The organism is Rhodococcus sp. IEGM 1372 (assembly GCF_030056835.1).
GTDB lineage: Bacteria > Actinomycetota > Actinomycetes > Mycobacteriales > Mycobacteriaceae > Rhodococcoides.
The window spans coordinates 1-22,819 of sequence record NZ_JASHKS010000031.1; the positions used below are offsets into that span (position 1 = coordinate 1).

General features: G+C 64.7%; 26 protein-coding genes and 2 pseudogenes. 14 read left to right on the forward strand and 14 right to left on the reverse strand.

Annotation, left to right across the window (positions count from 1 at the left end):
- Positions 1-51: 51 nt before the first annotated feature.
- A pseudogene (locus QM590_RS19970) lies at positions 52-195 on the forward strand (pirin family protein); the annotation flags it as partial.
- On the opposite strand, the gene QM590_RS19975 reads toward QM590_RS19970, so the two are convergent.
- Complete coding sequence (locus QM590_RS19975) at positions 192-1,757, reverse strand: Na+/H+ antiporter (protein WP_269596168.1); 1,566 nt, start codon at positions 1,755-1,757, stop codon at positions 192-194. The pseudogene QM590_RS19970 and the gene QM590_RS19975 overlap by 4 nt on opposite strands.
- A gap of 58 nt (positions 1,758-1,815) precedes the next feature.
- Complete coding sequence (locus tag QM590_RS19980) at positions 1,816-2,619, reverse strand: SDR family oxidoreductase (protein ID WP_269596167.1); 804 nt, start codon at positions 2,617-2,619, stop codon at positions 1,816-1,818.
- Between the two features lie 35 nt (positions 2,620-2,654).
- On the opposite strand from QM590_RS19980, the gene QM590_RS19985 reads away from it, so the two are divergent.
- Both QM590_RS19985 and QM590_RS19990 read left to right on the forward strand, forming a co-directional pair.
- The gene (locus QM590_RS19985; RefSeq protein WP_149406766.1) at positions 2,655-3,455 is read left to right on the forward strand and encodes an ABC transporter ATP-binding protein; all 801 of its coding nucleotides are present in this window, start codon (positions 2,655-2,657) and stop codon (positions 3,453-3,455) included.
- Between the two features lie 26 nt (positions 3,456-3,481).
- Positions 3,482-4,549, forward strand: a complete 1,068-nt coding sequence (locus tag QM590_RS19990) for a hypothetical protein (protein ID WP_269596166.1) — start codon at positions 3,482-3,484, stop codon at positions 4,547-4,549.
- Here the strand turns inward: QM590_RS19990 and QM590_RS19995 are convergent.
- Positions 4,541-5,101, reverse strand: coding sequence for a sugar O-acetyltransferase (locus QM590_RS19995; protein WP_269596165.1), 561 nt, complete (start codon positions 5,099-5,101; stop codon positions 4,541-4,543). The genes QM590_RS19990 and QM590_RS19995 overlap by 9 nt on opposite strands.
- Before the next feature lie 10 nt (positions 5,102-5,111).
- Positions 5,112-5,618 (reverse strand): GNAT family N-acetyltransferase, encoded by a 507-nt coding sequence (locus tag QM590_RS20000; protein WP_269596164.1) that lies wholly within the window; start codon positions 5,616-5,618, stop codon positions 5,112-5,114.
- A gap of 113 nt (positions 5,619-5,731) precedes the next feature.
- Here QM590_RS20000 and QM590_RS20005 point away from each other — a divergent pair, with 113 nt between their 5' ends.
- Positions 5,732-6,601 carry a D-2-hydroxyacid dehydrogenase gene (locus tag QM590_RS20005; protein WP_269596163.1) on the forward strand — a complete coding sequence of 290 codons (870 nt, stop codon included), beginning with the start codon at positions 5,732-5,734 and terminating at the stop codon, positions 6,599-6,601.
- A 53-nt stretch (positions 6,602-6,654) separates the two neighbouring features.
- Entirely contained in the window at positions 6,655-7,098 is a 444-nt protein-coding gene (locus QM590_RS20010) for an SRPBCC family protein (RefSeq protein ID WP_082898666.1), read from the forward strand.
- Here the strand turns inward: QM590_RS20010 and QM590_RS20015 are convergent.
- On the reverse strand, positions 7,095-8,345 hold the full coding sequence (locus QM590_RS20015; RefSeq protein ID WP_068049426.1) for an Nramp family divalent metal transporter: 1,251 nt from the start codon (positions 8,343-8,345) through the stop codon (positions 7,095-7,097). The two genes, QM590_RS20010 and QM590_RS20015, sit on opposite strands and share 4 nt — an antisense overlap.
- 97 nt (positions 8,346-8,442) lie before the next feature.
- Here QM590_RS20015 and QM590_RS20020 point away from each other — a divergent pair, with 97 nt between their 5' ends.
- The gene (locus tag QM590_RS20020; protein WP_269596162.1) at positions 8,443-9,204 is read left to right on the forward strand and encodes a class I SAM-dependent methyltransferase; all 762 of its coding nucleotides are present in this window, start codon (positions 8,443-8,445) and stop codon (positions 9,202-9,204) included.
- Here QM590_RS20020 and lppU read toward each other — a convergent pair.
- A pseudogene (gene lppU, locus QM590_RS20030) lies at positions 9,201-9,802 on the reverse strand (LppU family putative lipoprotein). The gene QM590_RS20020 and the pseudogene lppU overlap by 4 nt on opposite strands.
- Before the next feature lie 120 nt (positions 9,803-9,922).
- Positions 9,923-11,167: a molybdopterin-dependent oxidoreductase gene (locus QM590_RS20035; protein ID WP_269596169.1), complete on the reverse strand. Its 1,245-nt coding sequence runs from the start codon at positions 11,165-11,167 to the stop codon at positions 9,923-9,925.
- 236 nt (positions 11,168-11,403) lie between these two features.
- On the opposite strand from QM590_RS20035, the gene QM590_RS20040 reads away from it, so the two are divergent.
- The 3 genes from QM590_RS20040 to QM590_RS20050 are packed head-to-tail and all read left to right on the forward strand — an operon-like array spanning position 11,404 to position 15,032.
- Positions 11,404-12,687 carry an HNH endonuclease signature motif containing protein gene (locus QM590_RS20040; RefSeq protein WP_269596159.1) on the forward strand — a complete coding sequence of 428 codons (1,284 nt, stop codon included), beginning with the start codon at positions 11,404-11,406 and terminating at the stop codon, positions 12,685-12,687.
- A 60-nt stretch (positions 12,688-12,747) separates the two neighbouring features.
- Positions 12,748-14,046, forward strand: a complete 1,299-nt coding sequence (locus tag QM590_RS20045; protein WP_269596158.1) for a lipase family protein — start codon at positions 12,748-12,750, stop codon at positions 14,044-14,046.
- Positions 14,047-14,060: 14 nt separating this feature from the next.
- The gene (locus tag QM590_RS20050; RefSeq protein WP_269596157.1) at positions 14,061-15,032 is read left to right on the forward strand and encodes an endonuclease/exonuclease/phosphatase family protein; all 972 of its coding nucleotides are present in this window, start codon (positions 14,061-14,063) and stop codon (positions 15,030-15,032) included.
- 15 nt (positions 15,033-15,047) lie between these two features.
- On the opposite strand, the gene QM590_RS20055 is transcribed toward QM590_RS20050, so the two are convergent.
- The 7 genes from QM590_RS20055 to QM590_RS20085 are packed head-to-tail and all read right to left on the reverse strand — an operon-like array spanning position 15,048 to position 17,797.
- The gene (locus tag QM590_RS20055) at positions 15,048-15,626 is read right to left on the reverse strand and encodes a hypothetical protein (protein WP_094638315.1); all 579 of its coding nucleotides are present in this window, start codon (positions 15,624-15,626) and stop codon (positions 15,048-15,050) included.
- Positions 15,623-16,165, reverse strand: a complete 543-nt coding sequence (locus QM590_RS20060) for a DUF6286 domain-containing protein (RefSeq protein WP_094638314.1) — start codon at positions 16,163-16,165, stop codon at positions 15,623-15,625. The genes QM590_RS20055 and QM590_RS20060 overlap by 4 nt, the downstream gene beginning before the upstream one ends.
- Positions 16,162-16,542: an Asp23/Gls24 family envelope stress response protein gene (locus QM590_RS20065; RefSeq protein WP_068049453.1), complete on the reverse strand. Its 381-nt coding sequence runs from the start codon at positions 16,540-16,542 to the stop codon at positions 16,162-16,164. Before QM590_RS20065 ends, QM590_RS20060 begins: the two co-directional genes overlap by 4 nt.
- Positions 16,535-16,714, reverse strand: a complete 180-nt coding sequence (locus QM590_RS20070; RefSeq protein WP_027495126.1) for a hypothetical protein — start codon at positions 16,712-16,714, stop codon at positions 16,535-16,537. The genes QM590_RS20065 and QM590_RS20070 overlap by 8 nt, the downstream gene beginning before the upstream one ends.
- A 15-nt stretch (positions 16,715-16,729) precedes the next feature.
- On the reverse strand, positions 16,730-17,014 hold the full coding sequence (locus tag QM590_RS20075) for a hypothetical protein (RefSeq protein WP_269596155.1): 285 nt from the start codon (positions 17,012-17,014) through the stop codon (positions 16,730-16,732).
- A 4-nt stretch (positions 17,015-17,018) separates the two neighbouring features.
- The gene (locus tag QM590_RS20080; RefSeq protein ID WP_068049455.1) at positions 17,019-17,294 is read right to left on the reverse strand and encodes an Asp23/Gls24 family envelope stress response protein; all 276 of its coding nucleotides are present in this window, start codon (positions 17,292-17,294) and stop codon (positions 17,019-17,021) included.
- Between the two features lie 11 nt (positions 17,295-17,305).
- Positions 17,306-17,797: an Asp23/Gls24 family envelope stress response protein gene (locus tag QM590_RS20085; RefSeq protein ID WP_068049443.1), complete on the reverse strand. Its 492-nt coding sequence runs from the start codon at positions 17,795-17,797 to the stop codon at positions 17,306-17,308.
- 179 nt (positions 17,798-17,976) lie between these two features.
- Here QM590_RS20085 and QM590_RS20090 point away from each other — a divergent pair, with 179 nt between their 5' ends.
- The 5 genes from QM590_RS20090 (at position 17,977) to kdpB (ending at position 22,819) form a co-directional block, all read left to right on the forward strand.
- Positions 17,977-18,534, forward strand: coding sequence for an RNA polymerase sigma factor (locus QM590_RS20090; RefSeq protein WP_176460455.1), 558 nt, complete (start codon positions 17,977-17,979; stop codon positions 18,532-18,534).
- Positions 18,519-18,977 carry a hypothetical protein gene (locus QM590_RS20095; RefSeq protein ID WP_269596154.1) on the forward strand — a complete coding sequence of 153 codons (459 nt, stop codon included), beginning with the start codon at positions 18,519-18,521 and terminating at the stop codon, positions 18,975-18,977. Before QM590_RS20090 ends, QM590_RS20095 begins: the two co-directional genes overlap by 16 nt.
- An 89-nt stretch (positions 18,978-19,066) precedes the next feature.
- A complete protein-coding gene (locus QM590_RS20100) occupies positions 19,067-19,150 on the forward strand; it encodes a potassium-transporting ATPase subunit F (protein WP_082898670.1) in 84 nt (27 codons plus the stop codon).
- A gap of 7 nt (positions 19,151-19,157) precedes the next feature.
- Positions 19,158-20,822, forward strand: a complete 1,665-nt coding sequence (gene kdpA / locus QM590_RS20105) for a potassium-transporting ATPase subunit KdpA (RefSeq protein ID WP_269596153.1) — start codon at positions 19,158-19,160, stop codon at positions 20,820-20,822.
- On the forward strand, positions 20,819-22,819 hold the full coding sequence (gene kdpB, locus QM590_RS20110) for a potassium-transporting ATPase subunit KdpB (RefSeq protein WP_269596152.1): 2,001 nt from the start codon (positions 20,819-20,821) through the stop codon (positions 22,817-22,819). The genes kdpA and kdpB overlap by 4 nt, the downstream gene beginning before the upstream one ends.

The window sequence follows — 22,819 nt, forward strand, 5'->3', positions numbered from 1 at the left end:
CCACTCGAGGAGTACAACAAACGACTGCTCGTTGCGACGACCACGTGAACCCGTCGTGAAGCGATGCTCGAGGGTGTCGGCGTACTTGCCGAGGGCGACGCCGTGCGGATCTCCGGAGGCGGCGGGCAGAAACTGAGCACCGCAACCGGAGCCGAAGTGATCGTGTGGGAAATGCACGCGGCGATCGCCGGTTAGTCGGTTTCTCGGTGCGGGCGGAAGGAGTGCTCCTCGTGGTCGAGTTCGTGTTCGAGGCTGCGCATGCTGTTGTCCGGTAACCGGCCGGCGTCTCGCCAGCACAGCAACTCCTCACGCTCGACGGCCAGGATGCGTCGCCGGGTACTCATCGCGGCGATCTGCTCCGGTGAAATTACCGAATCGCCCACTTCGGATTCGTCGAGGTGATCGAGCCGGCGGTGGTAGCGGTCGATGCGGTGTTCCAACTCGTGCCGCAATATCTCCCGACCCTCGTCGTCCAGGTTCTCCTCGTCGGCTATTCGATCCAACTGTGACAGAGCAGCTTTCGTCGAACCCTCGCGCGCTTCGTTCCGTAGTCGCGCCTCCTCTGCGGGATCGGCCACGACGTTCAACCTGCGTACCAGTGGCGCGAATGTCAGCCCCTGACCTATCACCGTCACCAGCACGACGAGAAATGCGCAGAACAGCAGCAGATCTCGGCTCTCGAACGGCTCGCCCGAGTCGATGGTGAGCGGCAACGTGAAGACGGCGGCGACGGTGATGACTCCGCGAGTGCCTGCCCAACTCATCACCACCGCCTCGCGGGCGGACAGCCCCGTGGTCAGCAACCACAGCGGCCGCAGCAGGAGGACGCCGGCGAGCGTGACCGTGACTGCCAGGGCGATGGTCGTCCCCGAGTAGGCCGACAGGCCGCCCACCACGGTGGGCAACTGCTCGCCGATCAACAGGAACACAAAGCCTTCCAGCAGAAGATCGATCAATCGCCACACCGCGCTGGTCTGTAGGCGGCTGGCTCCGGAGATGGCGTGACGGGTGTGGTGACCGATCACCAATGCTGCAACGACGACCGCCAACACCCCGGACGCATGCACTTCTTCGGCCGCGAGGTACGCGACGAACGGCGTCGACAGCGACACGATATTGAGCAGTAGCGAATCGTGAACGAACCTCTGCACCAATCGAATCAGTAGTGCAACGATGAGGCCCACGACGATGCCGCCTGCTGCGGCGAGCACGAACAATCCCGCGGCATGGGCGGCTGTCATGTCCTGACTCGAGATCGCGGCGATCGCCACGGTCAGCATCGTCAGCGCGGTCGCATCGTTCAGCAGTCCCTCGCCTTCGATGAGCGTCACCAGCTTCGGTGGGATGCCCGCGCGTCGACCCACCGCGAGCGCCGCCACCGGGTCCGGTGGTGCCACGGCAGCACCCAGCGCCATACCGGCCGCCAACGTGATGCCGGGCACGAGCAGCCAAAGGCCCACTCCCACCAGTGCTGCCGTGGCCACCACCAAGGCCACGGACAAGCTCAGAATCGTCCATACGTTGCGGCGGATGGCGATCAGTGAAGAGTTCAGCGCAGCGCTGTAGAGCAGCGGCGGAATTACCAGGGTCAGAACGACCTCGGGGTCGAGAACGATGTCGGGCAACGCCGATGCCGAGACCGCCAGGCCGGCGAGGGTCAGCAACGCGGCCGCGGGCAGCGTCGTCTTCTTCGAGATCACCTGTGCGGCGACGATCAGACCCGTGGCGGCCAGGACCAAGCCGAGAGTTTCTATCACGGTAAGTCGAGAGGGAAATAGTTCACCCGGCTGTATTCCACCAGGTCAGAGGTTCAAACTATCTCTTCAGCCCGAACATCTTCGCAATTGTCTTCTCCATGAAGGTCGCCGGGAGCAATCGCCGCGCCATGAACACGACCGGTGCGTTGCTTCCTCTGGCGTACAACGGTTTCGGCTTGTCTGCCTCGATGGCCTTCAACACCACCTCCGCGACTTGCTCGGCGGAGATGCCGGTTCCCTCCTTGCGGTCCAGGGACGAGATCGCGGTGTGGAAGTCGTCTCGGTGGACCGAATCCGGTGCGATGTATTTGGTCCGACGCTCACTGATTCCGGTGTTGATCGAGCCCGGCTCGACGGTGGTCATCCACACGCCGAAGGGCGAGAGTTCCAGGCGCGCGGCATCGGAGAAGCCCTTGATGGCGGCCTTCGTCGACGCGTACGACGAGCGGTAGGCGAGCGGGAAGCTCGCCAGCATCGATCCGATCATCACGATGCGGCCGTAGCCACGCTCGCGCATACCGGGAATGACGCCCTGGGACAGCGTCACTGCACCGAAGACGTTCAACTGGAACAACCGCTCGATGGCATCGGTCGGCAGCTCCTCGAACGGCCCGGACTGACTCTCACCGGCGTTGTTGACCAACACGTCGACGACACCGAGATCGGCGACGAAGTTCCGGATCGAGTCGGCATCGGTGAGGTTGAGAGCGCGATACTCGACGCCGGTGGCCCGTTGCGCGTCGGTCATCGAGTCCGGATTGCGGGAGGTGCCGATCACTCGATACCCCCGGGCGAGGAGCGCCTGCGCAACCGCGTGTCCGATACCCGACGAAGCTCCGGTGACCACTGCCGTGCGATTCATGCCCAGATGGTACCGGGACGGCTGATCGATACCGGATGACGAACCGTCCCATACCGGTTAGTCTGTTACCCGTGCAAACGAATTCTGCTGCCCTGCTGATCGAGCACCTCTGTATGGCTTTCGGCCCCAAAGTTGCAGTCGACGACCTGTCGCTGATGGTTCCACCCGGTTCGATGTTCGGGCTCGTCGGCCCCAACGGCGCAGGCAAGACGACGTGTCTGTCCATGGCAGTCGGTCTGCTCAGGCCACAGTACGGCCGAAGTCTGGTGTTCGGACGAGACGTCTGGGCCGACCCCATCGCCGCGAAAGAGCTACTCGGAGTACTGCCCGACGGGCTCGCTCTGCCATCCCAGTTCACCGGCCACGAGCTTCTGACCTACTTCGGACGACTGCGCGCAATGCCCGAGGACGTGATTGCGCAGCGTCGAGACGAGCTGTTGGACGCATTGGATCTTGCCGACGCCGGGGGAACCGTCATCGCCGACTATTCAGCGGGTATGACCAAGAAGATCGGGCTGGCCTCGGCGCTGCTGCACGGCCCCCGGCTGTTGGTGCTGGACGAGCCCTTCGAGGCGGTCGACCCCATCTCCTCCACCACCATTCGCACCATTCTGGTCCAGTTCGTCCGGTCCGGCGGATCGGTGATCCTGTCGAGTCACGTGATGGCACTCGTCGAGCAGCTCTGTACCCACGTCGGCGTCATCACCGGTGGCCGAGTCGTGGCTGCGGGCACGGTGGACGAGGTCCGCGCCGGCGGAAGTCTGGACGACGCCTTCGTTCGCCTGGTCGGTACCCGCGAACAGAACCCCGACGGCCTGTCCTGGATGCGCTCGTGACGTCTCTCGGTCGAACCGTCTTTCAGATGCGAATCACGCTCTACCGCAGGCAATTCAGGGGCGGCCAAGCAGTGGTGAAAAGCGTGTTCGGGTTGCTGGGGCTGGTCTTCGCGGTATTGGCGTGTGTGTTGTCTGCGCGCAGTGGAGCCTCGCAGGTGTTGGTCGGCGGCACCGTGAGCCTCGGGCTGACACTGATCGGTCTGAGCTGGGTGCTGTTCCCGGTGCTCTCGGGTATCTCCGACGACAACATCCAGCCCCGCCACTTCCAGATGCTGTCGGTGAAACCCTCACGCCTGGCGCGTGCCCTGTTGGCCACCTCGGCGTACGGGATGCTCGTGCCGTTGACAGCCATCGCGACCGCGTCGATCCCGATCTATGCCGTGTCCCGTTCTCTCGCAGCACTTCCGCTTGCCCTGGTGGCCTGGCCTGCGACCGTCGTACTCTTCGTGACGCTGTCCAGGGTGGTCACCGTGGCGATGTCTCAGCCGTTGCTGACCGACTCGATTCCGTTCACCGCAGAGTGGGGTGCGTGGATGGTGATCTACATGGCGATGGGCGCGGGATCGAATCTGTACGGCCTCGACGGCGGTTCGATGTGGCATCTGGTGATGATTCCGCAGGCTCTGCGCGACGACGTCCGTGGTCGGCAGATCGCGTGGCTGATGGTTGCGGCACCGTTCGCTATCGTGTCGACGACGGTGGTCCGAGTGTTCGGTGACCTCGGGCTCGACCGGCTGGCGGTCCCCATTTCGGTGACGCTGTCGATGCTCGGGGTCAGTGCAGGGCTCATCGTCGTGATCTCGGTCCGTGCCGCCTACCCGGTCCCCGAACCCACCAAGGCCTTTTCGCTGAACACCCGAGGGTCGTTCAACGGAGGTTCGTTCGCATTGATCTTGCTGTCGATGGTCGTACTCGGAGTGTCGGTGGTGCCCGGTCTGCTGCTGGCACTGCTCCTGCCCGGTGCGTTCGCGTACCTGTCCGTTCCCGTGGCCGCGGCTATCGGGTGGTTGGGCATCTGGTGGGGCGCCCGGATGGCCGTCGGCACCCTCGTCGGTGACTCCGACAAGATCTTGCACGAGGTGATCTCACGGTAGGGCGCGAATGGTCCGACTCGGGTTGCCGGCAGCGAAGGTGCGCGACGGCACGTCCCGGGTGACGACGCTGCCTGCACCGATCACCGAGTTGTCGCCGATCGTGACGCCCGGGCACACGATGACTCCGCCGCCCAGCCAGACGTTGTTCCCGATGACGATGGGAAGAGCGCTCTCCCAGCGTGTTCGGCGCGCCTCGTGATCCTCCATGGGGTGCAGCGGCGTCAGTAGTTGTGCCCGTGGTCCGATCGACACATCGTCGCCGATGGTGATGGGCGCGCAGTCCAACAGGATCGCGTCGTAGTTGAGGAAACTGTTCGATCCGATGGAAATGTTTGTGCCGTAATCACATTGGAACCTGGGCATGATCCACGAATCGTCTCCGAAGGATCCGAGCAATTCGCCGAGAATCTCCCGACGCTCTTCGTTCCGGTCTGCGTCGGTTGCGTTGAATCGGTCCAATAGCCTGCCGCACGCCACCCGAGACGCCACCAGTTCGGGATCGTTGTCTCGGTACAGTTCTCCGCGCAGCATACGATCCCGGTTCTCGCCCATGGACGAGACACTACCGATCGGTCGGCTTCTCGAAAAGGGCAACGCTGAACCATGCACTGCCCTCGGCGAACTCGCGGCGGCCGACGTAGCGGAACCCCTGATCGAGGTAGTAGCTGCGCAACGCACCGTTGGTCTCGGCGCAGTCCAGACGCAGCAGCGAGCGTCCTTCCCGGCGAGTCTGCTCCGACGCCCACTCGAGCAGCGACGCGCCGAGGCCGGTACCGGCCTCGCTTCTGTCGATCACCAATCCGTGTACGTAGCAGGCCAGTTCGTCGTGCTCGGGCCAGATGGTCGGGTCGGATCCGATCAAGCGCAGTGCTCCGACTATCGGGCCGCCGGGATCGCGTCGGGCGACGTAGAACTCTCCTGCCTCGATCTGCGCTGCGACAGTGCCGAGGGGCACCTCGCGTGGCGTCCACTGATCGATTCCTCGATCCGAGAGCCAGTCCTCGGCGGCGTGCCGGAGGCCGAGTATCGTTGCCGCGTCGGCGGCAGTTGCGGGTTCCACGGTGAGCACGGTGCCATGGTACGGAGGTGGCGAGTTCTGTGGTGAACGTGCTTGTGGTCGAGAGCGGTTCGGACCGGAGGACCTTCCCCCTGATCGATGGAGTCGACTTCCGAAGCTGCCTCATGGACGAACTCGCCGACGCGGTGTCGTGGGCCGAGGTGCTGCTGTTTCGGACCTTCGAGACTGCCGATCTGCGGGGCGTGTGGCCCGGTGCCGAGAATCTTCGCTGGATCCACGCGTCGAGTGCCGGAGTCGATCGACTGCTGGATCCGGTTCTGCGCGAGAGTCCGTGGACGCTGACCAATTCCGGTGGCATCCTCGACCGTGCCATCGCCGAGTACGTCGCAGCCGGCATTCTGGCGTCGGTCAAGAAGCTGCCCCGGGCGCTTGCTCGTCAGCGCGAGCGGGTGTGGGAGCACAGAGTTGCCGGCGGAATTCACGGTCGCGCCGCCCTCGTCGTCGGTCCCGGTTCGATCGGACGCGAGATCGGACGCGTACTCGGCGCGCTCGGTATGCGCGTCGAGGCGGCGGCAACGTCCGAGCGACCGGGCGATTCGGAGTTCTCGCGGATCCGAAACTTTCGAGAATTGCCCTCGTATGCAGGCGAATACGACGTGATCGTGTTGGCGACACCGCTGACCGATGCCTCGCGCGGACTCGTCGACGCGGCGGTGCTGGCGGCCATGCGTTCCGATGCAGGCCTGGTCAACATCGCCCGCGGTCCCGTCGTCGATGAGCGGGCCCTGTGCGATGCCCTGGGATCCGGAGCGATCGGGTGGGCCGTGTTGGACGTGTTCGAGGTCGAACCATTGCCGGACACGAGCCCGCTGTGGGACATGGACAACGTCATCCTGACCGCGCATCTGGCGGGCGACTCCGACGATTTCGCGGAGCGTCTGTGGGCACTGTTCGAGGACAATCTGCAGCGATACGTCCGCGGTTCGGCATTGGTCAACGTGGTTGATATGCAGGCGGGATACGTACGCCGCTGAAACGGACCGCCAAAGTATGCGTAACACGCCGTAGCATGTACTAGGGTGCACGAGTGCGTGAAATCAATCGTTCGGCCGTGGCGTCGACCAGTCGTGATGCGGCATTCGCCTACATGGACGACTTCAGAAACGTCCCGCAGTGGATGTTCGGCATCACCCGGTTCGAGCCGAGGAGCGACATTTTGTCCGGTCTCGGAGCCACGTACGACGCGACGATGCAGATCGGTCCGAAGGCTCTCACCTCCGTTGTGCACGTGACCGAATGGGTCCACAACGAGAGGCTCACGCTCGAATCGGTCGAGGGCCTGTCCAACTCGTCCACGTGGTCGTTCTCCGACACGGCGGACGGCGGTACCCGTCTGGATGTGGTGTTCCGCTACAGCCTTCCCGGCGGAATTGCAGGCAAGGTGCTCGGCGCTGTGGTCGAACCCGTTGTGGGTCAGGCGATCAAGCACACGGAGTCGACGCTGCGCGCCCGCCTGGAAGCGGCCGACTAGTACACGTATTTGTCGAGTGCGTCCAAGACCTGGTCGACGGCGAGCCACGCGAACAGGAATGCGCAGATACCCAGCGTCAGGTTGGTGAACCAGCCGTTGCGCCACTGCTGTGGCACCCGATCGCTGTTGAGCAGAATCAACAGCGTCACCGCCAGGAACGGCATGAAGACCGCCCCGAGGACGCCGTATGCGAGCACGAGTCCGATCGGTTGGTCCAGCCACAGCAGCGCCATCGGCGGGAACGTCAACCATGCGACGTACCAGCGGAAGTACTTACCGCCCACGCGTGTTTCGGGGTGGCCCTGTTCGAGCCCCTTCAGATTGCCGACGAAGTCCGCGAACATCAGGCTCACTCCGTTCCACACCCCGATCAGGGACGAGAACGACGCCGACCAGAATCCGATGAGGAAGACGTACCCGAACACCGTGCCGTAGCGCTCGGCGAGCACGTCGGAGAGTTGAATCAGGCCCTGATCGCCGGTGGAGATCGCGATCTGCGACGAGTACAGCAGCTCGGCACCGACGATGAGCATGGCGAGGACGAAGATTCCGGAGATGACGTAGGCCATCGAATTGTCGATGCGCATGACGCGCATGAATTTCGGTGTGATCCAGCCTTTCTCGCGCAGCCAGTAGCCGTATGCGGCGAGCGTGATGGTGCCGCCGACGCCACCTGCGAGGCCGAGGACGTACACGATGGAGCCGTCGGGGATGGTGGGGACGATGCCCTTGACGATGGCGGGAACGTTCGGAACCGCTACTACCGCAGCACCGATCACGGTCACGAACATGATGCCCACGAAGACGGTGATGATCTTCTCGAAGAACCCGTAGCTACCGAGCCAGATCAACGCGAACCCGAGGAGCCCGGACGCGATGGCGACAACCTTCAGATCCAAGGCCGGGAACAGCGCGACGATCGGCAACGCGCTCGACGACATCGCCGCAGCACCGTAGACGAATCCCCAGATCACGATGTACGGCGCGAAATAGACCGTCGTCCACTTACCCAGCGAACGCCAGCCCTGAAAGATCGTGTTGCCCGACGCCAACGTGTAGCGGCCGGCACCTTCCACCAGAACGACTTTCATGACGACGCCGACGATGATGACCCAGAGCAGTGCGTAGCCGTAGCGCGAGCCGGCCACCAGAGTCGCGACGAGGTCGGCAGCCCCGATGCCGGTTGCGGCGACCACGAGTCCGGGGCCGACCACCTTCCATTTCGGAGGTGCAGTGGTCTCGGTCATCGATTCTCCTCGTGCGCCGGGGGTTGCTCAGTGACCTGTCTCACTCTTTACGAAACGTACGGTTCCTGGCAAGTCAGCGCTCGGTACCGTCGATACGGTGACCGACGGACAGCAGTCATCGCGTGCACTGAGCTTCGGCAAGGTTGCCGGGAATTACGACCGGGCCCGTCCCGGCTACCCCGCCGAGTTGTACGCGGACATCATGACCGGCGACGGGCTGCGAGTGCTCGAGGCGGGAGCAGGTACCGGTAAAGCCACCGTCGCCTTGGCCGAACTCGGTGCGTCCGTCGTTGCGGTGGAACCGGATTTGGGTATGGCCGACATCGTCGAGCGTCGCACCGCGAATCTCGCCGTCGAAGTGCAGGTGTCACGGTTCGAGGATTGTGCAGTCCCGGCGGCGTCGTTCGATGTAGTCGTTGCCGCCCAATCCTGGCATTGGGTGAACCACGAGCAAGGAGCTGCAGTAGCGGCCCGCGCGTTGGTCCCCGGCGGCGTCCTTCGGTTGTGGTGGAACATGCCGGGCGACCTAGAGGGCCCGGCATGGGAAGCGGTCAGGGCGGCCTACGACGCAACCGAGCCGGCAGCGGCACCACTGTTGGCGCACTCTCTCGGTGCGCAACCGGAGTCGAACGTGCCCCGCGCTGCCGGCTTCGGTCCGTGGACGACCTCGACATACGAATGGGTTCAGCGCTATTCCGCAGATGAATTCTGCGCCATGGCCGCCACGTACTCGAGCCATCTAGCCCTGGACGACGTGCGCCGCGGCGAGGTCCTGGGCGCAGTACACGCGGCCATCGCCCGCCACAGCTACGTGGACTACCGCTACGTCACGCAGATGGTGACGGCGCAGCTCGACTAGGAGATCGTCGTGGTGCAGACGACGAATTGCCTTGAATCGTAGGCGAATCCACCCTCGGGGCATTCGTTGGGATCGGCGGTACCGGTCTTGATCTCGGTGACCTGTTCGACGTCGGTCGCGGTGGGGTCGTTGCAGTCGACTCGTGAGGGCTCGTCCATACCGACGGTGGGCACGCTCATGCAGCGTCGACGACCCAGTCGACGTCGAGGCACAGTGCCCCCTGCTCCACACCGTCGAGTGTCTCGTAGTAGGTCTGATTCACGTCGGTGGGGCACTGCTCGTTCTGCTCGGCCTTGGCGATGACCTTGTAGTTCGATTCCATGCTGCCGCATTCGGCGTTCTCGATGGTGGCGGCCGTCATCGTTCCGCCGAGTTGGACGCATTGACCGATCTCGACGTCGATGTCGGTGGAGCCGCCGGCGTCGATGCCTTCCTGGCCGGATACGTCATCGGTGGTGCCGGCCGCGGCGGACGTGGAGGACGAGGTGGTGGTGTCTGCGGCAACGGCATTGCCCGATTCGGACGACGAGCATCCTGCGGCGAACAGCAGCGTGAGCGCTGCACCTGCGGCGAGGAGGCCTCTGGACAAAGCAAGCATCGTGGCATGACCTTCGGAACTCATCGAGGCGAGAGAACACACCCTCGTCGGCAGCCCCACGGGCCACCGAAGAAAGATTCTTTACCATTCACGGAGGTTTGAAAAGCGCACAGCCGGAAGTCACGAACGGAACACGATGGTGGCAACCCATTTGGTGTTGTGTACGCCCGGCAGCGCAGGCACGATCACGCGCGCGGGAAATCCGTGATCGAGCGAGAGATCCACGCCGTTGACTTGCAACGCGAGCAACGAATCCGGATGGCTCGCTTGATTTCCCTGTAGTACCGCGCGCGTGAATGCACCGTTCTGCTCGAGCGAAGTGACCTCGGCCGATCGCGGTGCGGGTACGCCTGCGAGCGCGGCGAGTTCGGCCAACGGGACGCCGGTCCACGTCTGCGTGGTCGACCATCCTTCTACGCACGCGATCGGAAGTTCGGCAGTGCGCTGCGGCATCGACAGCAGCCTGCCCCGAGACAGCACCACCGGGACGGCGTCGTCGGCTGCGCTGCTGATCGTCAGTTGCCAGTCGGGCCCGGTCTGCGCCTCGGTGATCCCCGCAGCTTCGGCGGTTCGGTTGATCTGGAAGTCGTTGGGGCCGTCACCGTACGAGCGTCCGCGAGGCAGCAGAATCGCGGCCTTGCGCAGCACTCCTCCGAGCGTCTGGCCGACGGTCAACACCGCGACGAAACCCATTCCGGCAGCGACCAATCCGATGGCACCGCGTCGACTCATGGTCGACGGGGGGCTGTCGTCGCACTGCTGGTCCGGAGCTTCGTTGCGGGCCCGCAACACGTCCATCAGGGACTCGGACCTCAGGGTGCGCCACATCAGCGGAACCTTGAGACCGAGGTGCACGAGAAATCCGGAGATGAACACCCAGGCACCGAAGTAGTGAGCGGCGTAGAAGTCGAAACCGAACACGTAGTCGTACTGGATGTTGAGAACGCCGGTGACGATCTCGAACAGCAGGCCACCGACCAGTGCCAACAGCGACAGTCGTTCGAGCGCATGTGCCGGCGATCGGACCGGTGGTAGTTCGACCAGCTTGGGCATCACCGACCACAGTTTGGCGATGACGAGCGGCACGATGATCAGCCCGAGCCCGACGTGCAGGCCCTGGGTGAGTTGGTACAGCCAGGCAGGGTTGGTGGGCCAGTCGAAGTACGGCAACCGCAGCCACCCGACGGCTCCGGGTCTGGCCTGGCCGAACTGCGGTCCGTAGGCGCTGTACGAGAGCAGCCCCGTCACCGTGATGATCGGCAGCGCGACGAGCAGCACCGCACCGAACAGCGACGTCAACCACGTGCTGCGCAGCGGACTGCGAAAGCGCGCGAGAGGATTGCGGACGTCGGCCATGTAGGGCATTCGCTGCCCAGTCGGTGCCGGATGTCTCGTGGCCTGCTCGGGTACCGGCGGGTCGTCGCTCACGTGCGCCTACCGCCCTCCGCTCGGAACCAGCATCCGGTGTCAGTATCGGGCCGGACAGCGAGAAAGCAAGCCCGGAACGTCCCCGCGGGGACGCGTCGGACCTCGTCGAGAAGTTCTTGTCGGTACCGCGTCGTACGCTTCGTCGAACATGCATTCGATGAATGGGGGCGTTCATGAGCGACATGCAAGAGGCAGGATCCGAGGCGGGACGGATCGAGACGAGAGAAATCGAGACCGAGATCTGCGCTCTGGCCGGTCAGATCGCTGCGGCGTCGGCGCAGTATCTGATTCTGGTGGGTGAGTTCGATGCTCGACGCGGATGGGCGGGATGGGAAGTGCGGTCCTGTGCGCACTGGTTGTCGTGGCGTGCGGGAGTCGACCTGCACACGGCCCGTGAGCAGGTACGGGTGGCCAAGGCGATGCGGGAGTTGCCGCTGATCACCTCGGCGTACCTGAGCGGCACGGTTTCCTACTCGAAGGTTCGGGCGATGACGAGGGTGGCCACGGTCGACAACGAGGCGTCGCTGCTGCAGAAGGCGCTCGATGCACCTGCTGCCCACATCGAGCGTCTGTGCCGTGGCCTGAAGAAAGCGATGCGTCCGACCAGGGGTAACGGAGTCGATGCCGATCCGTCCGTGGGGCGGTGGCGCTGGGACGAGGACGACGGCTCGCTCGTGCTGACGGCGCGCTTTCGGCCCGAGGACGGCAAGCGGTTTCTGGCTGCATTGACCAGGGCGGAGTACGAGCGCACCCGAACCGAGGGCGAATCCGAGGGTGACCGGGCGGCTCCGGCACCGTCGAACCCGGTGCCGGCGATGATTGCCATGGCCGAGATGGTCTGTGCCGGAATGGATTCGCCGGTGGTCTCACCGGCAGCGGAAGTGTTGGTCCACCTCGGCGGCATCGACGAGGCGGGTCACGATCATGCCCATTTCGACGACGGCCCGGGTCTGGACGACGAAACGTTGGCTCAGGTGCTGTGTTCTGCGGTCATGCGGACGGTCGGCCACGGCCGCCTCGGCAAGACTGTGCGGTGGAGTTCGACTGCGAAAGCGCCGAGCCGAACCCAATTGCGGCAGTTGATCATTCGGGATCGATGCTGCACGGTGCCCGGGTGTGGGCGCACTCGATTTCTGCATGCCCATCACGTCACCTACCGCTCACAGGGAGGCAAGACCACGCTCGACAACCTGGTCCTGCTGTGCGGCGAACACCATCGAGCGCTGCACGACGGCTACTTCTTCATCGAAGCCCTCGACGATCAACGCTTCTCGTTTCACCATCCTTCGGGAATGGAGATGATTCACGCGCCGACGATGTCCGGCGACGCGGACGAACTCAGGCGGCGACACAAAGGCATCGCGCCCGACGCCATAATCCCGAACTGGGGTGGGGAGGGCCTCGACCTCAGCTACGCGACCGACGTCCTGATCACCAATTGGCAGCAGGCTGCATGAAATGGAGTCGTTGAGGGCAAGTTAGTGTGACGGCGAGACTCGGACAAGAAGCGGTGGGACATGAGCGTCGACAGATCGATGGAGGACGAACAGCCCTGGCCGGTGGAACGAGCACCGAGCCGGAGCGACGCGACCAGGCCGGAGGACGACCCCTTCTACGCCGCGCCCGATGGGTACGAAGCGGCTCCACCGGGGACGATTCTCAAGGTACGGCCGGTCGAGGTCGCGATGTTCGGTCGTGTGCGCCAGCGAGTCGATGCATGGCAGCTGCTCTATCGAACCGCTGATCTCGGTGGGTATCCCCAGGCCAGCGTCACGACGGTGCTGCGCCCGCGGGACGCGGAGCCGGTACTTCTGTCGTATCAGTGTGCGATCGACGGCGTCGCATCCTCGTGCTTCCCGTCCTACGCGCTTCGGCGTGGCTCGCGGGCGTTCGGCGCGGTCCCACAGTTCGAGTTCCTGCTGGTACTGCACGCCCTGCGCCGAGGGTGGACCATCTCGATCCCGGATCACGAGGGACCCGACGGCCACTGGGGTTCGCCGCAGGAACCCGGGTTCTGCACGCTCGACGCCATCCGCGCGGCGTTGTCGTTCGAGCCGCTCGAATTGAACGACAGCACGCCGGTCGCGCTGTGGGGCTACTCGGGCGGCGGGCTCGCAACATCCTGGGCAGCGGAGATGGCTCCGGAATACGCACCGGAGATCGAGCTGGTCGGTGCCGCCCTCGGCTCCCCCGTCGGCGATCCGGGTTCGGCGTTCACCCGGCTCAATGCGACGCTGCACGCAGCATTGCCGACACTGGTGGTGGCCGGCCTGCGGCGGACCTACCCCGAGCTCGATCGGGTGATCCGTCAGCACGTCGACGAGGACGGAATGCGCATTCTCGATTCCGTGGAGTCGATGACGACAGTGCGCGCCGTGACCAAACTGGCCAGGCACGACCTGGACCACTACATCGACGTTCCGCTGGCCGATCTGTTGGCACTGCCCGAGATCGTGCAGGTGTTCCTGGATATTCAGCCCGGGCGCACCGCCCCGACGGCACCGCTGCTGGTCATTCAGTCGGTGCACGATCAGATCATCGCCGTCGACGACGTCGACGGGCAGGTGGATCGGTACATCGAGGCCGGAGCCCACGTGACCTATCTGCGGGATCGGCTGAGCGAACACCTGTCGCTGCACCCGATCGGTGCGCCTCTGACTTTGAACTGGTTGTCCGATCGATTCGCCGGAGTGCCGGTCGAAGAACCGTCGACACGAACGGTGTGGTCCATTGCGTTCTCGTTCGCGGCGGTTCGCGGTTTGTTGTCGATGACCTGGACGACCATCCGAGCGTTGGTCGGCGGCGTGCGAGCGTAGCTACTCTAGGGCGGATGCAGCGAACCTGGATACGAATACTCACCGGCTCGATCGCCATTCTGGGCATCGCTACTGGGCTCGTGGCACTGGGCGTCTACTACACCGACACCCGGGTCAACGTCCTGATCGCGCTCGCGTCGTTCGTTCCGCTGATGTTCATCGCCGTGGTGGTCGGTGCCCTGGTGGCGTTGATCGGTCGACGCTGGGTTCTGGCGGGAGTCTCCGCACTGGTTCTCGCTGCAGGCGCAGTGGCCTACGCACCGCTCTACGTGGCGGACGCGGCACCCGAGGACGCGACGGGCAGCGAGGGCGTGCGGTTGCGCGTCATGCAGGCGAATCTGATGATCGGGCTGGCCGATCCCATTGCCGTGGTCGGTCAGGCCCGCGACAGTGCCGTCGATGTCGTCACCATCCAGGAACTGACCGACGCGTCGGTGGTCGGTCTCCGTGACGCCGGTATGGACGAACTCTTTCCCTACAGCTACCTCGAGCCGCACGTGACCGGCGGCGGCGGGGCCGGAATCTACAGCCGATTCCCGATCTCGGACAACCGGCAGCTCGACGGATACGGCCCGGTCAATCTCGCCACCGAGGTCGAGGTCCCCGGTTCCGAGCCGGTCACGCTGCTGGCCGTGCATCCCGGTCCCGCCTACATCACCCCGGCGGACATCTGGACCGCTGAATTGGACACGCTCCGAAACGATTTGGAGGCGGTGGCAGGCACCGGCCGGGTGATCGTCAGCGGGGACTTCAACACCACGTACTCGCACAAGAAGTTCCGCAACCTACTCGACGTCGGATACTCGGACGCCGCAGCACAATTGGGCAAGGGCCTGATCCCGACCTATCCCACGGACAAAGGCACGCCCGCTGTCGTCGGGATCGACCACATCCTCACCAACTCCGGCCATGCGCGGTCGCTGGAAAGAATCGATCTCCCCGGATCGGACCATCACGGCCTGATCGGGGAGATCGAGTTCTCCTGAGCGTTCGAGCGGAAGTCAGCTCACGCGAACGGACTGCTTTCGAGACTTTCCGCACTGCAACAGGATCCGCACTGCGGCGGGAGTACCGTCCAGTGACGTCACGATGTCGTTGCGCGTCTGTGCCGCGACCGCGGAGACCTTGTCGAGTGTCGTCACGGCCGGATCGATGGTCGCGGTGATCTCGACGACTCGCTGACCGCGGTCCGACACCGATCGGCCGTGTGCAGACACGACGCCCTCGTGGGCTGCCAGGGACTTGGCAGCACTCTTGGCGGCGGTGGTCAGATCGACACTGAGCCTGCCGTCGACATCCGAGTCTGCAGTGGACGAAAACGCGACGGTGCCGACCGAACGGCGGGGCAGGTGCGCGAGCAACCACCACAATCCGAGAAGTACGAGAACGATCGCGGCTGCTCCGAGAGCCCAGGGCCACCAGCCGGCGTCGACGGTGGTGTCGACGAACGCGGCATCGATGCGCTCGCGGCCCGGGAACTGGCCACGTTCCCACGCGATCGCTCCGCCGCCGAGGGCGATCAGTGCGAGTCCGACGACCGCCGTACTGGTTCGGTCGACCGAGGCAGTTGCGCGTTTCACGATGGTTGTCCTGTCGTTCGCACTCGCGTGCGGACTTTCGGTGCCGGCGCGAGTGGGCGGAGAGCGTCGTCGACGGAGGTGGCGATCGACGATTTCAGCGCTGCGGTGTCGGTGCCCGTCACGGTCGACGCGGCGACGGTGACCTTCTTGTTGCCGGCCTTGGCCGTCGCGGAGTCGACTCCGGCGTTGTCGAGAGCGGCGGTGCGAGCAACAGCGGCGACGTCACCCTTGCGGAGCCAGACGTCCTGCTCGGTGAGGGCACGGTGGGTCCGCCGGCGTGGCTTGACGGCGAGCAGGACGAGGATGAATCCGACGACGACAGCGGCAATCCCGGCCGGCAGCATCCAACTCTGCGCGGTGAGCCCGTCCAGGTTCGTGGCAGCGGGACCGACCCACTCGGGGCCGTCGATGGCACCCAGGTTCAGCAACGCTTCTCGGCCGAGGACCACACCGGCTCCGATGAGGACGAGTGCGAACAGGATTGCGGGTACGGCGGCGGCGGGGTTGGCTACCGGCTTCTTCGTCGCTTTCGCGGTCATTGCACTCTCCCTTCTTCGACGGTGGCTTCGGCGGGTACGCATTGGACGGTGACGTCGACTCGATCGACGGTGTAGATGCCCAGCTCGGACAGATCCCGGGCCACGGCGGCACGAACGTCAGCGGCCACCTTCGCCAGCGGCGATGGCCAGGTGACCGCCACCGCGACCTGGGCGCGAACGCGGGAGCCGTTGATCGTCACGTCGGCCTTGGGTAGGTCACGCCCACCGAGGACGCGCAGGCCCGGCTGAGGATCGGCAACGGCGTCGGTGCTGCGGGCAGCGAGTACTGCCAGGCGCTCGACGGCCTTGTGCTTGATCTCCAGTGATCCGCGTTCGCCGGCGTCCTCGGGGGTGTCGGTCGCAGCTGTCTCAGTCACGACCGCGACCACGCATGATCGAGTTCAGGTCCAGTTCGCCGTCGATGTAGCGGCCGACGAAGAATCCGAGGCCGCCGAGAACGATGGCGATGAGGAAGCCGGTGAAGCCGCCTGCCGCTGCGGCGATGGCCAGCAGAAGTCCCACGAACAAACCGATGGTTGCAGTGGTCATGGTCTTGATCTCCACTCAGAGTTCGAAGTAGTTGCGCCTGGTGACGCGTTTGCGGATACGAGCGATCCGCTTGGGAAGTGTGCGTAGCGGGGACGGAATCGAGGACGCACGGAATACCGTCGGTGTGCTCGCTGCGTTGACAGGGGCCGAGGGCAGCACCGCGAATCTTCGGTCGACATCTGCGAGTGCGGCCATGTACCGGGCCGGGTCGCCGCCGATGTCGGGGTGGTGTTCGCGTGCCACAGCGCGCCGAGCCGCCTTGTACTCGGCGGCTCGGTCGTGCGCTGCGTGCTGGTTCACCTGGTCAGACTCGCACAATGTCCTCGACGGTGACGTGCACGGGCCCGTCGACCATCGTCGCCACTGTGCGTCGTACTGCGTCGGCCGTCTCGCGGACTGCGACTCCGAACTCCAGCGATACGTGGACCTCGGTCCCGTCCTCACCGATTCGGATGCCGGCGATACGACGCCCGGGCAGATACGTAGCGGCCTCACCGAACATGCCGCCGTGCAGCCCGACGACACCGTCGATCGCCAGTACGGCGTCGGCGATGTCCTCGGACCTGTCACGTTCCGTCATGTGCGGGTCGGTCACTGCACTCGGGTGGTGGCGGGCTCGCTGGTGGTGTCTTCGTCGTCCGAGCCGTCGTCGAGGTAGATGTCGTGAACGACGATGTTGACCTCGGTGACCTCGAGGCCGGTCATGCGCTCGACGGCGTTGATGACGTTGCGACGGATGCCCGCTGCGAGGTCTGCGATGGAAACGCCGTAGTCGGCGACGATGTCGATGTCGACCGCTGCCTGACGCTCGCCGACCTCGACCGACACGCCCTGCGACTGGTTGACGCGGGCACCGGGGATGCGCTCGCGGAGAGCGCCGATTGCGCGGCTGGCTCCGCCGCCGACGGCGTGCACTCCCTGGACCTCACGGGTGGCGATGCCGGCGATCTTGGAGACGACGGTATCGGCAATGGTGGTGCGGCCCTGCGAGCTGACGAGCACGGAGTCCGACTTGGTGGTGATGTCGGTCTTTCCTTCGCCTGCTGCGGATACGGTTGCCTTGGTGTCCGTCGTGGAGCTCATGAATGCCTCTCTTCGTTGTGTGTCTTCGGTGCAGAGTGTGTGACAGGAGTTGGTCGTAGCTCGATCGGTGAAACGCACGTCCGAATAAAGTGACCTACGTCATAGATTACGTCCACTGGTAAACCGGTATCGAAAGACTTGCGTGATCGATGACCACGATGAAGCGAACTGGGGGCCCGATGGAGTGGGTTGACGCGTCGGACCGCGTTCTCGTCGGCGCTGCGGCGCTGGGCGAGACCGATGCGTTCGAGGAGATCGTCCGGCGCTACGGCCCGGAGATGTTCCGCTATGCGCGCAACATGCTGTCCGATCAAGGTGCCGCCGAGGAGGTGGTGCAGGACGCTTTTGTGGCAGCGTGGAAGGGCCTCGACAATTTCCGTGGGGACTCGGCTCTGCGAACATGGTTGTTCTCGTTGGTCTCGCACAAGGTGATCGACCATCGCCGCAAGCGCAGCGTTCCACCCGCCGAAGATTGGTTGTTCGAGCGCAAGAGCACCGGCGCGGGCAGCAATCCAGAGGCCGATGTCGAGGCCGACAGCTTCATGACCGAGCTGGGCGTCGCGCTGTCGGAGCTGCCGTACCGCCAGCGGGCCTGTTGGTTGCTTCGCGAGGTCGAGGGCCTGACGCATCCCGAGATCGGCGCGATCATGACGTTGTCCGCAGGCGCAGTACGTGGTCAGTTGACCAGAGCACGAGCAACATTGAGCGAAAGGTTGGCAACATGGCGAACCCAGTAGATCCGGATTCGGTTCTCGCGCGTGCTGCCACCGAACTTCGGGACGCACCGCAGGAACCGAATTGGGTGGACATCAGCGCGTCCATCCTCACGAAAGTACGTAACACCACCAGGCGTACGTGGCCTATCGACAGCGCGTATCCGCTCGGCTCCACGGCGGGACCGGCGGACTCGCTGCGGATCAGCGATCACATCGTCAAGACGACGCTCCGGCGGGCACTCGCAGGCGTACGCGGCGCGCAGCCGACCGAGATCGACCTCGACCTCGACGACCATGCCTGTATCGGCCTGTTCGTCGCGGTGATCGGGGTGTACGGCGACGACCTGCAGGCCGCGGGAGACGAGCTGGCGACCATCGCGATCGACACCGTGTCGGATCTGCTGGGCACCACCCTCGGACGCGATGTCGTGGAGATCCGCGTCGACGACATCGAGGAGCGCTGACGTAAAAACTGCGTCATGACCGCTGGTCGACGGCGTAAGAAAGCGTAAGGAACGCGGTTCGGCTCGGTCGCGGGATTCAGGATCGAGCAATGACCGAATTGCTCTGTCTCGTGGTTGCCGCATGTGTTGCGGTGTACCTGTTCGTCGCTCTCCTCGATCCGGAGAGGTTCTGACGCCGCCATGAATCCTGCGCTTGTCGCGGGCCTGCAGATCGCGGTGGTAATCGTCGTGCTGGCTGCGGCGTACGTACCGCTCGGCGACTACATGGCCCGAGTGTTCGACTCGTCCCACGACACGCGCGTCGAACGTCTGCTCTATCGGGTGGCTCGGGTGAACTCCGCCTCCGAACAGACGTGGGTGGGTTACTCCACCAGTCTGCTGGGGTTCTCGTTCGCCGGCGTCGTGTTCCTGTTCGTACTGCAGCGAATTCAGGGTGTGCTGCCGCTGAACGGGGGCCTGTCCGGAGTCAGCCCGGCGATGGCGTTCAACACCGCCGCGTCGTTCGTCACCAACACCAACTGGCAGTCGTACGTCCCCGAGACCACGCTGTCCAACCTGACGCAGCCGCTGGGTCTCGCGGTGCAGAACTTCGTCTCTGCCGCAGTCGGTCTCGCGGTTGCGATCGCCGTCATCCGTGGCTTCGTGCGTGTCTCCACCGGCGGTGAGCTCGGCAACTTCTGGGTCGACCTCACTCGCGGGACACTGCGCATTCTGTTGCCGCTGGCGCTGCTGGTGGCCGTGATCATGCTGACTCAGGGCACCATCATGTCGTTCTCGACCGGATTCACCTCCACCGGACTGGACGGGCAGACGGTCACCAATGCGCTTGCGCCCGTTGCCTCTCAGGAGGCGATCAAAGAAATCGGCACCAACGGCGGCGGCATCCTCGCAGCCAACTCGGCGCATCCGTTCGAGAACCCGACCCCGCTGACCAACATCGTGCAGATCATCTCGCTGCTGTTGATCCCGGTCGCGCTCACCCGCACGTTCGGCACCATGATCGGCAACCGCAAGCAGGGCCTGACGCTGCTGGCGGTCATGGCGACGCTCTGGGCCACGCTGCTGACGGTCACGCTGTTCGCCGAGTCCGGAACCCGGGGCGTCGCAGCCACCGCTGCGGGCGCGATGATGGAAGGCAAGGAAGTCCGCTTCGGCATTCCGGCGTCGGCGCTGTTCGCCGTGTCCACCACCGGAACATCCACCGGTGCAGTCAATTCCGCGCACGACAGTATGTCTGCACTCGGTGGCGGAACAGTACTGCTGAACATGCTGTTCGGCGAGATCGCGCCCGGCGGCGTCGGCACCGGCCTGTACGGATTGCTCGTGCTCGCGGTCATCGCCGTGTTCGTCGGTGGCCTGCTCGTCGGCCGCACTCCCGAGTTCCTCGGCAAGAAGCTGGGTCGACGCGCCATCACGATGGCCGCACTGTCGGTACTGGTGATGCCGATCCTCGTGCTCGTCGGCACGTCCATCACCGTGATGCTCGAATCGACGACCAGCTATCAGGGCAATCCCGGCATCCACGGCTTCACCGAGGTGCTCTACGCCTACGCGTCGGCCTCCAACAACAACGGCAGCGCCTTCGGTGGACTGACGGTGACGAGCGACTGGTTCCAGATCTCCCTCGGTGTCGCGATGCTGCTCGGCCGCTTCCTGCCGATCGTCTTCGTGCTGGCCCTGGCCGGATCGCTGGCGACGACCAAACGCAGCGCACCCAACGCAGGCACGCTCCCCACCGACGGGCCGCTGTTCGGCACATTGCTGATCGGCACCGCGATTCTCGTCGCTGCCCTCACGTTCTTCCCCGCACTTGCTCTCGGACCCATAGCAGAGGCCATGCAATGAACCTGTCACTGAGAACGGCCGTCCCCGGCGCGTTCCGCAAACTCGACCCGAGGCACCTGGCCCGCAACCCGGTCATGTTCGTCGTCTTCCTCGGCTCCATCGTCACCACCGTCCTCTCGATCGCCCAGCCGTCGGTGTTCGCCTGGTTCGTCACCGGATGGCTCTGGTTCACGGTGCTGTTCGCCAACCTCGCCGAATCCGTGGCCGAGGGCCGCGGCAAGGCCCAGGCCGCCAGCCTGCGAAAGGTCAAGCAGGACACTGTTGCCCGACGTCGCACTGCATCCGGAGTGGAAGAGGTCGCCGGTGCCGAATTGCTCGTCGGCGACGAGGTGATCGTCTCGGCAGGTGAGGTCATTCCCGGTGACGGCGACGTCATCGAGGGTATCGCCACCGTCGACGAGTCGGCGATCACCGGAGAATCGGCCCCCGTGGTGCGCGAGTCCGGCGGCGACCGATCGGCGGTGACCGGCGGCACCATCGTGCTCTCGGACGAGATCGTCGTGAAAATCACTGCAGCGCAGGGTGAGACGTTCGTCGATCGAATGATCGCACTCGTCGAGGGCGCGGCTCGGCAGAAGACACCGAACGAGATCGCCCTGAACATCCTGCTCGCGTCCCTGACGATCGTGTTCCTCTTCGCCGTCGTCGCCATCGGTCCGATGTCGAACTACGCAGGGCAGCAGCAGGATCCGATCCAGCTGATCGCACTGTTGGTCTGTCTGATCCCCACCACGATCGGCGCGCTGCTCTCGGCGATCGGCATCGCGGGCATGGACCGCCTGGTGCAACGCAACGTGCTGGCGATGTCCGGACGCGCAGTGGAAGCGGCAGGCGACATCGACACGTTGCTGATGGACAAGACCGGCACCATCACGTTCGGAAATCGACGCGCGACCGGACTGCACCCGGCCACAGGCGTCGACGCCGTCGAACTGGCTCGGGCAGCCCGACTGTCCTCACTCGCCGACGGCACCCCCGAGGGTCGCAGCATCGTCGAACTGGTCGAGCGTGACTTCGAATCTTCGATGGCAGAAGGCGAATCCGAGCGCGGCGAGTTCGTGGCCTTCACGGCGCAGACTCGGATGAGCGGGCTGGACCTTCCGGGCATGGAGATCCGTAAGGGTGCAGCGGATTCGGTCTACAGCTGGATCCGTGAGGGCGGCGGCACGGCGGATCTCGACGCCACCGTGCACGACATCGCCCAGAACGGCGGTACGCCGCTGGTGGTGGCGGTACGCGAAACCGGTTCTGCTGCTCGTGCTCTCGGTGTCGTGGAGCTCTCCGACGTGGTCAAGCCGGGCATCGCCGAGCGGTTCGCACAGCTGCGCGCCATGGGAATTCGGACGGTCATGGTGACCGGCGACAACCCGCTCACCGCCAAGGCCATCGCCGCCGAGGCCGGGGTCGACGATTACCTCGCCGAGGCGACGCCCGAGGACAAGCTCACGCTGATCCGGCAGGAACAGGAGGGCGGCAGGCTGGTCGCGATGACAGGCGACGGGACCAACGACGCCCCGGCTCTCGCCCAGGCCGACGTCGGTGTCGCGATGAACACCGGCACCTCGGCCGCCAAGGAAGCCGGCAACATGGTCGACCTCGATTCCGACCCGACCAAGTTGATCGAGATCGTCGAGATCGGCAAGCAGCTCCTCATCACCCGCGGCGCGCTGACGACGTTCTCGCTGGCCAACGATCTGGCGAAGTACTTCGCGATTCTGCCGGCGATGTTCTCCACCGTCTATCCGCAGCTCGGTGGGCTCAACATCATGCGTCTGGCGACGCCGGAATCGGCGATCCTGTCTGCGGTGATCTTCAATGCGTTGGTGATCGTCGCACTGATCCCGTTGGCGCTCAAAGGTGTTCGCTACACCCCGGCGTCGGCGGCAGCATTGCTGCGCCGGAACCTGCTGGTGTACGGCGTCGGCGGCGTCATCAGCCCGTTCGTCGGCATATGGCTCATCGACCTCCTCGTTCGACACATTCCAGGGATTGGCTGA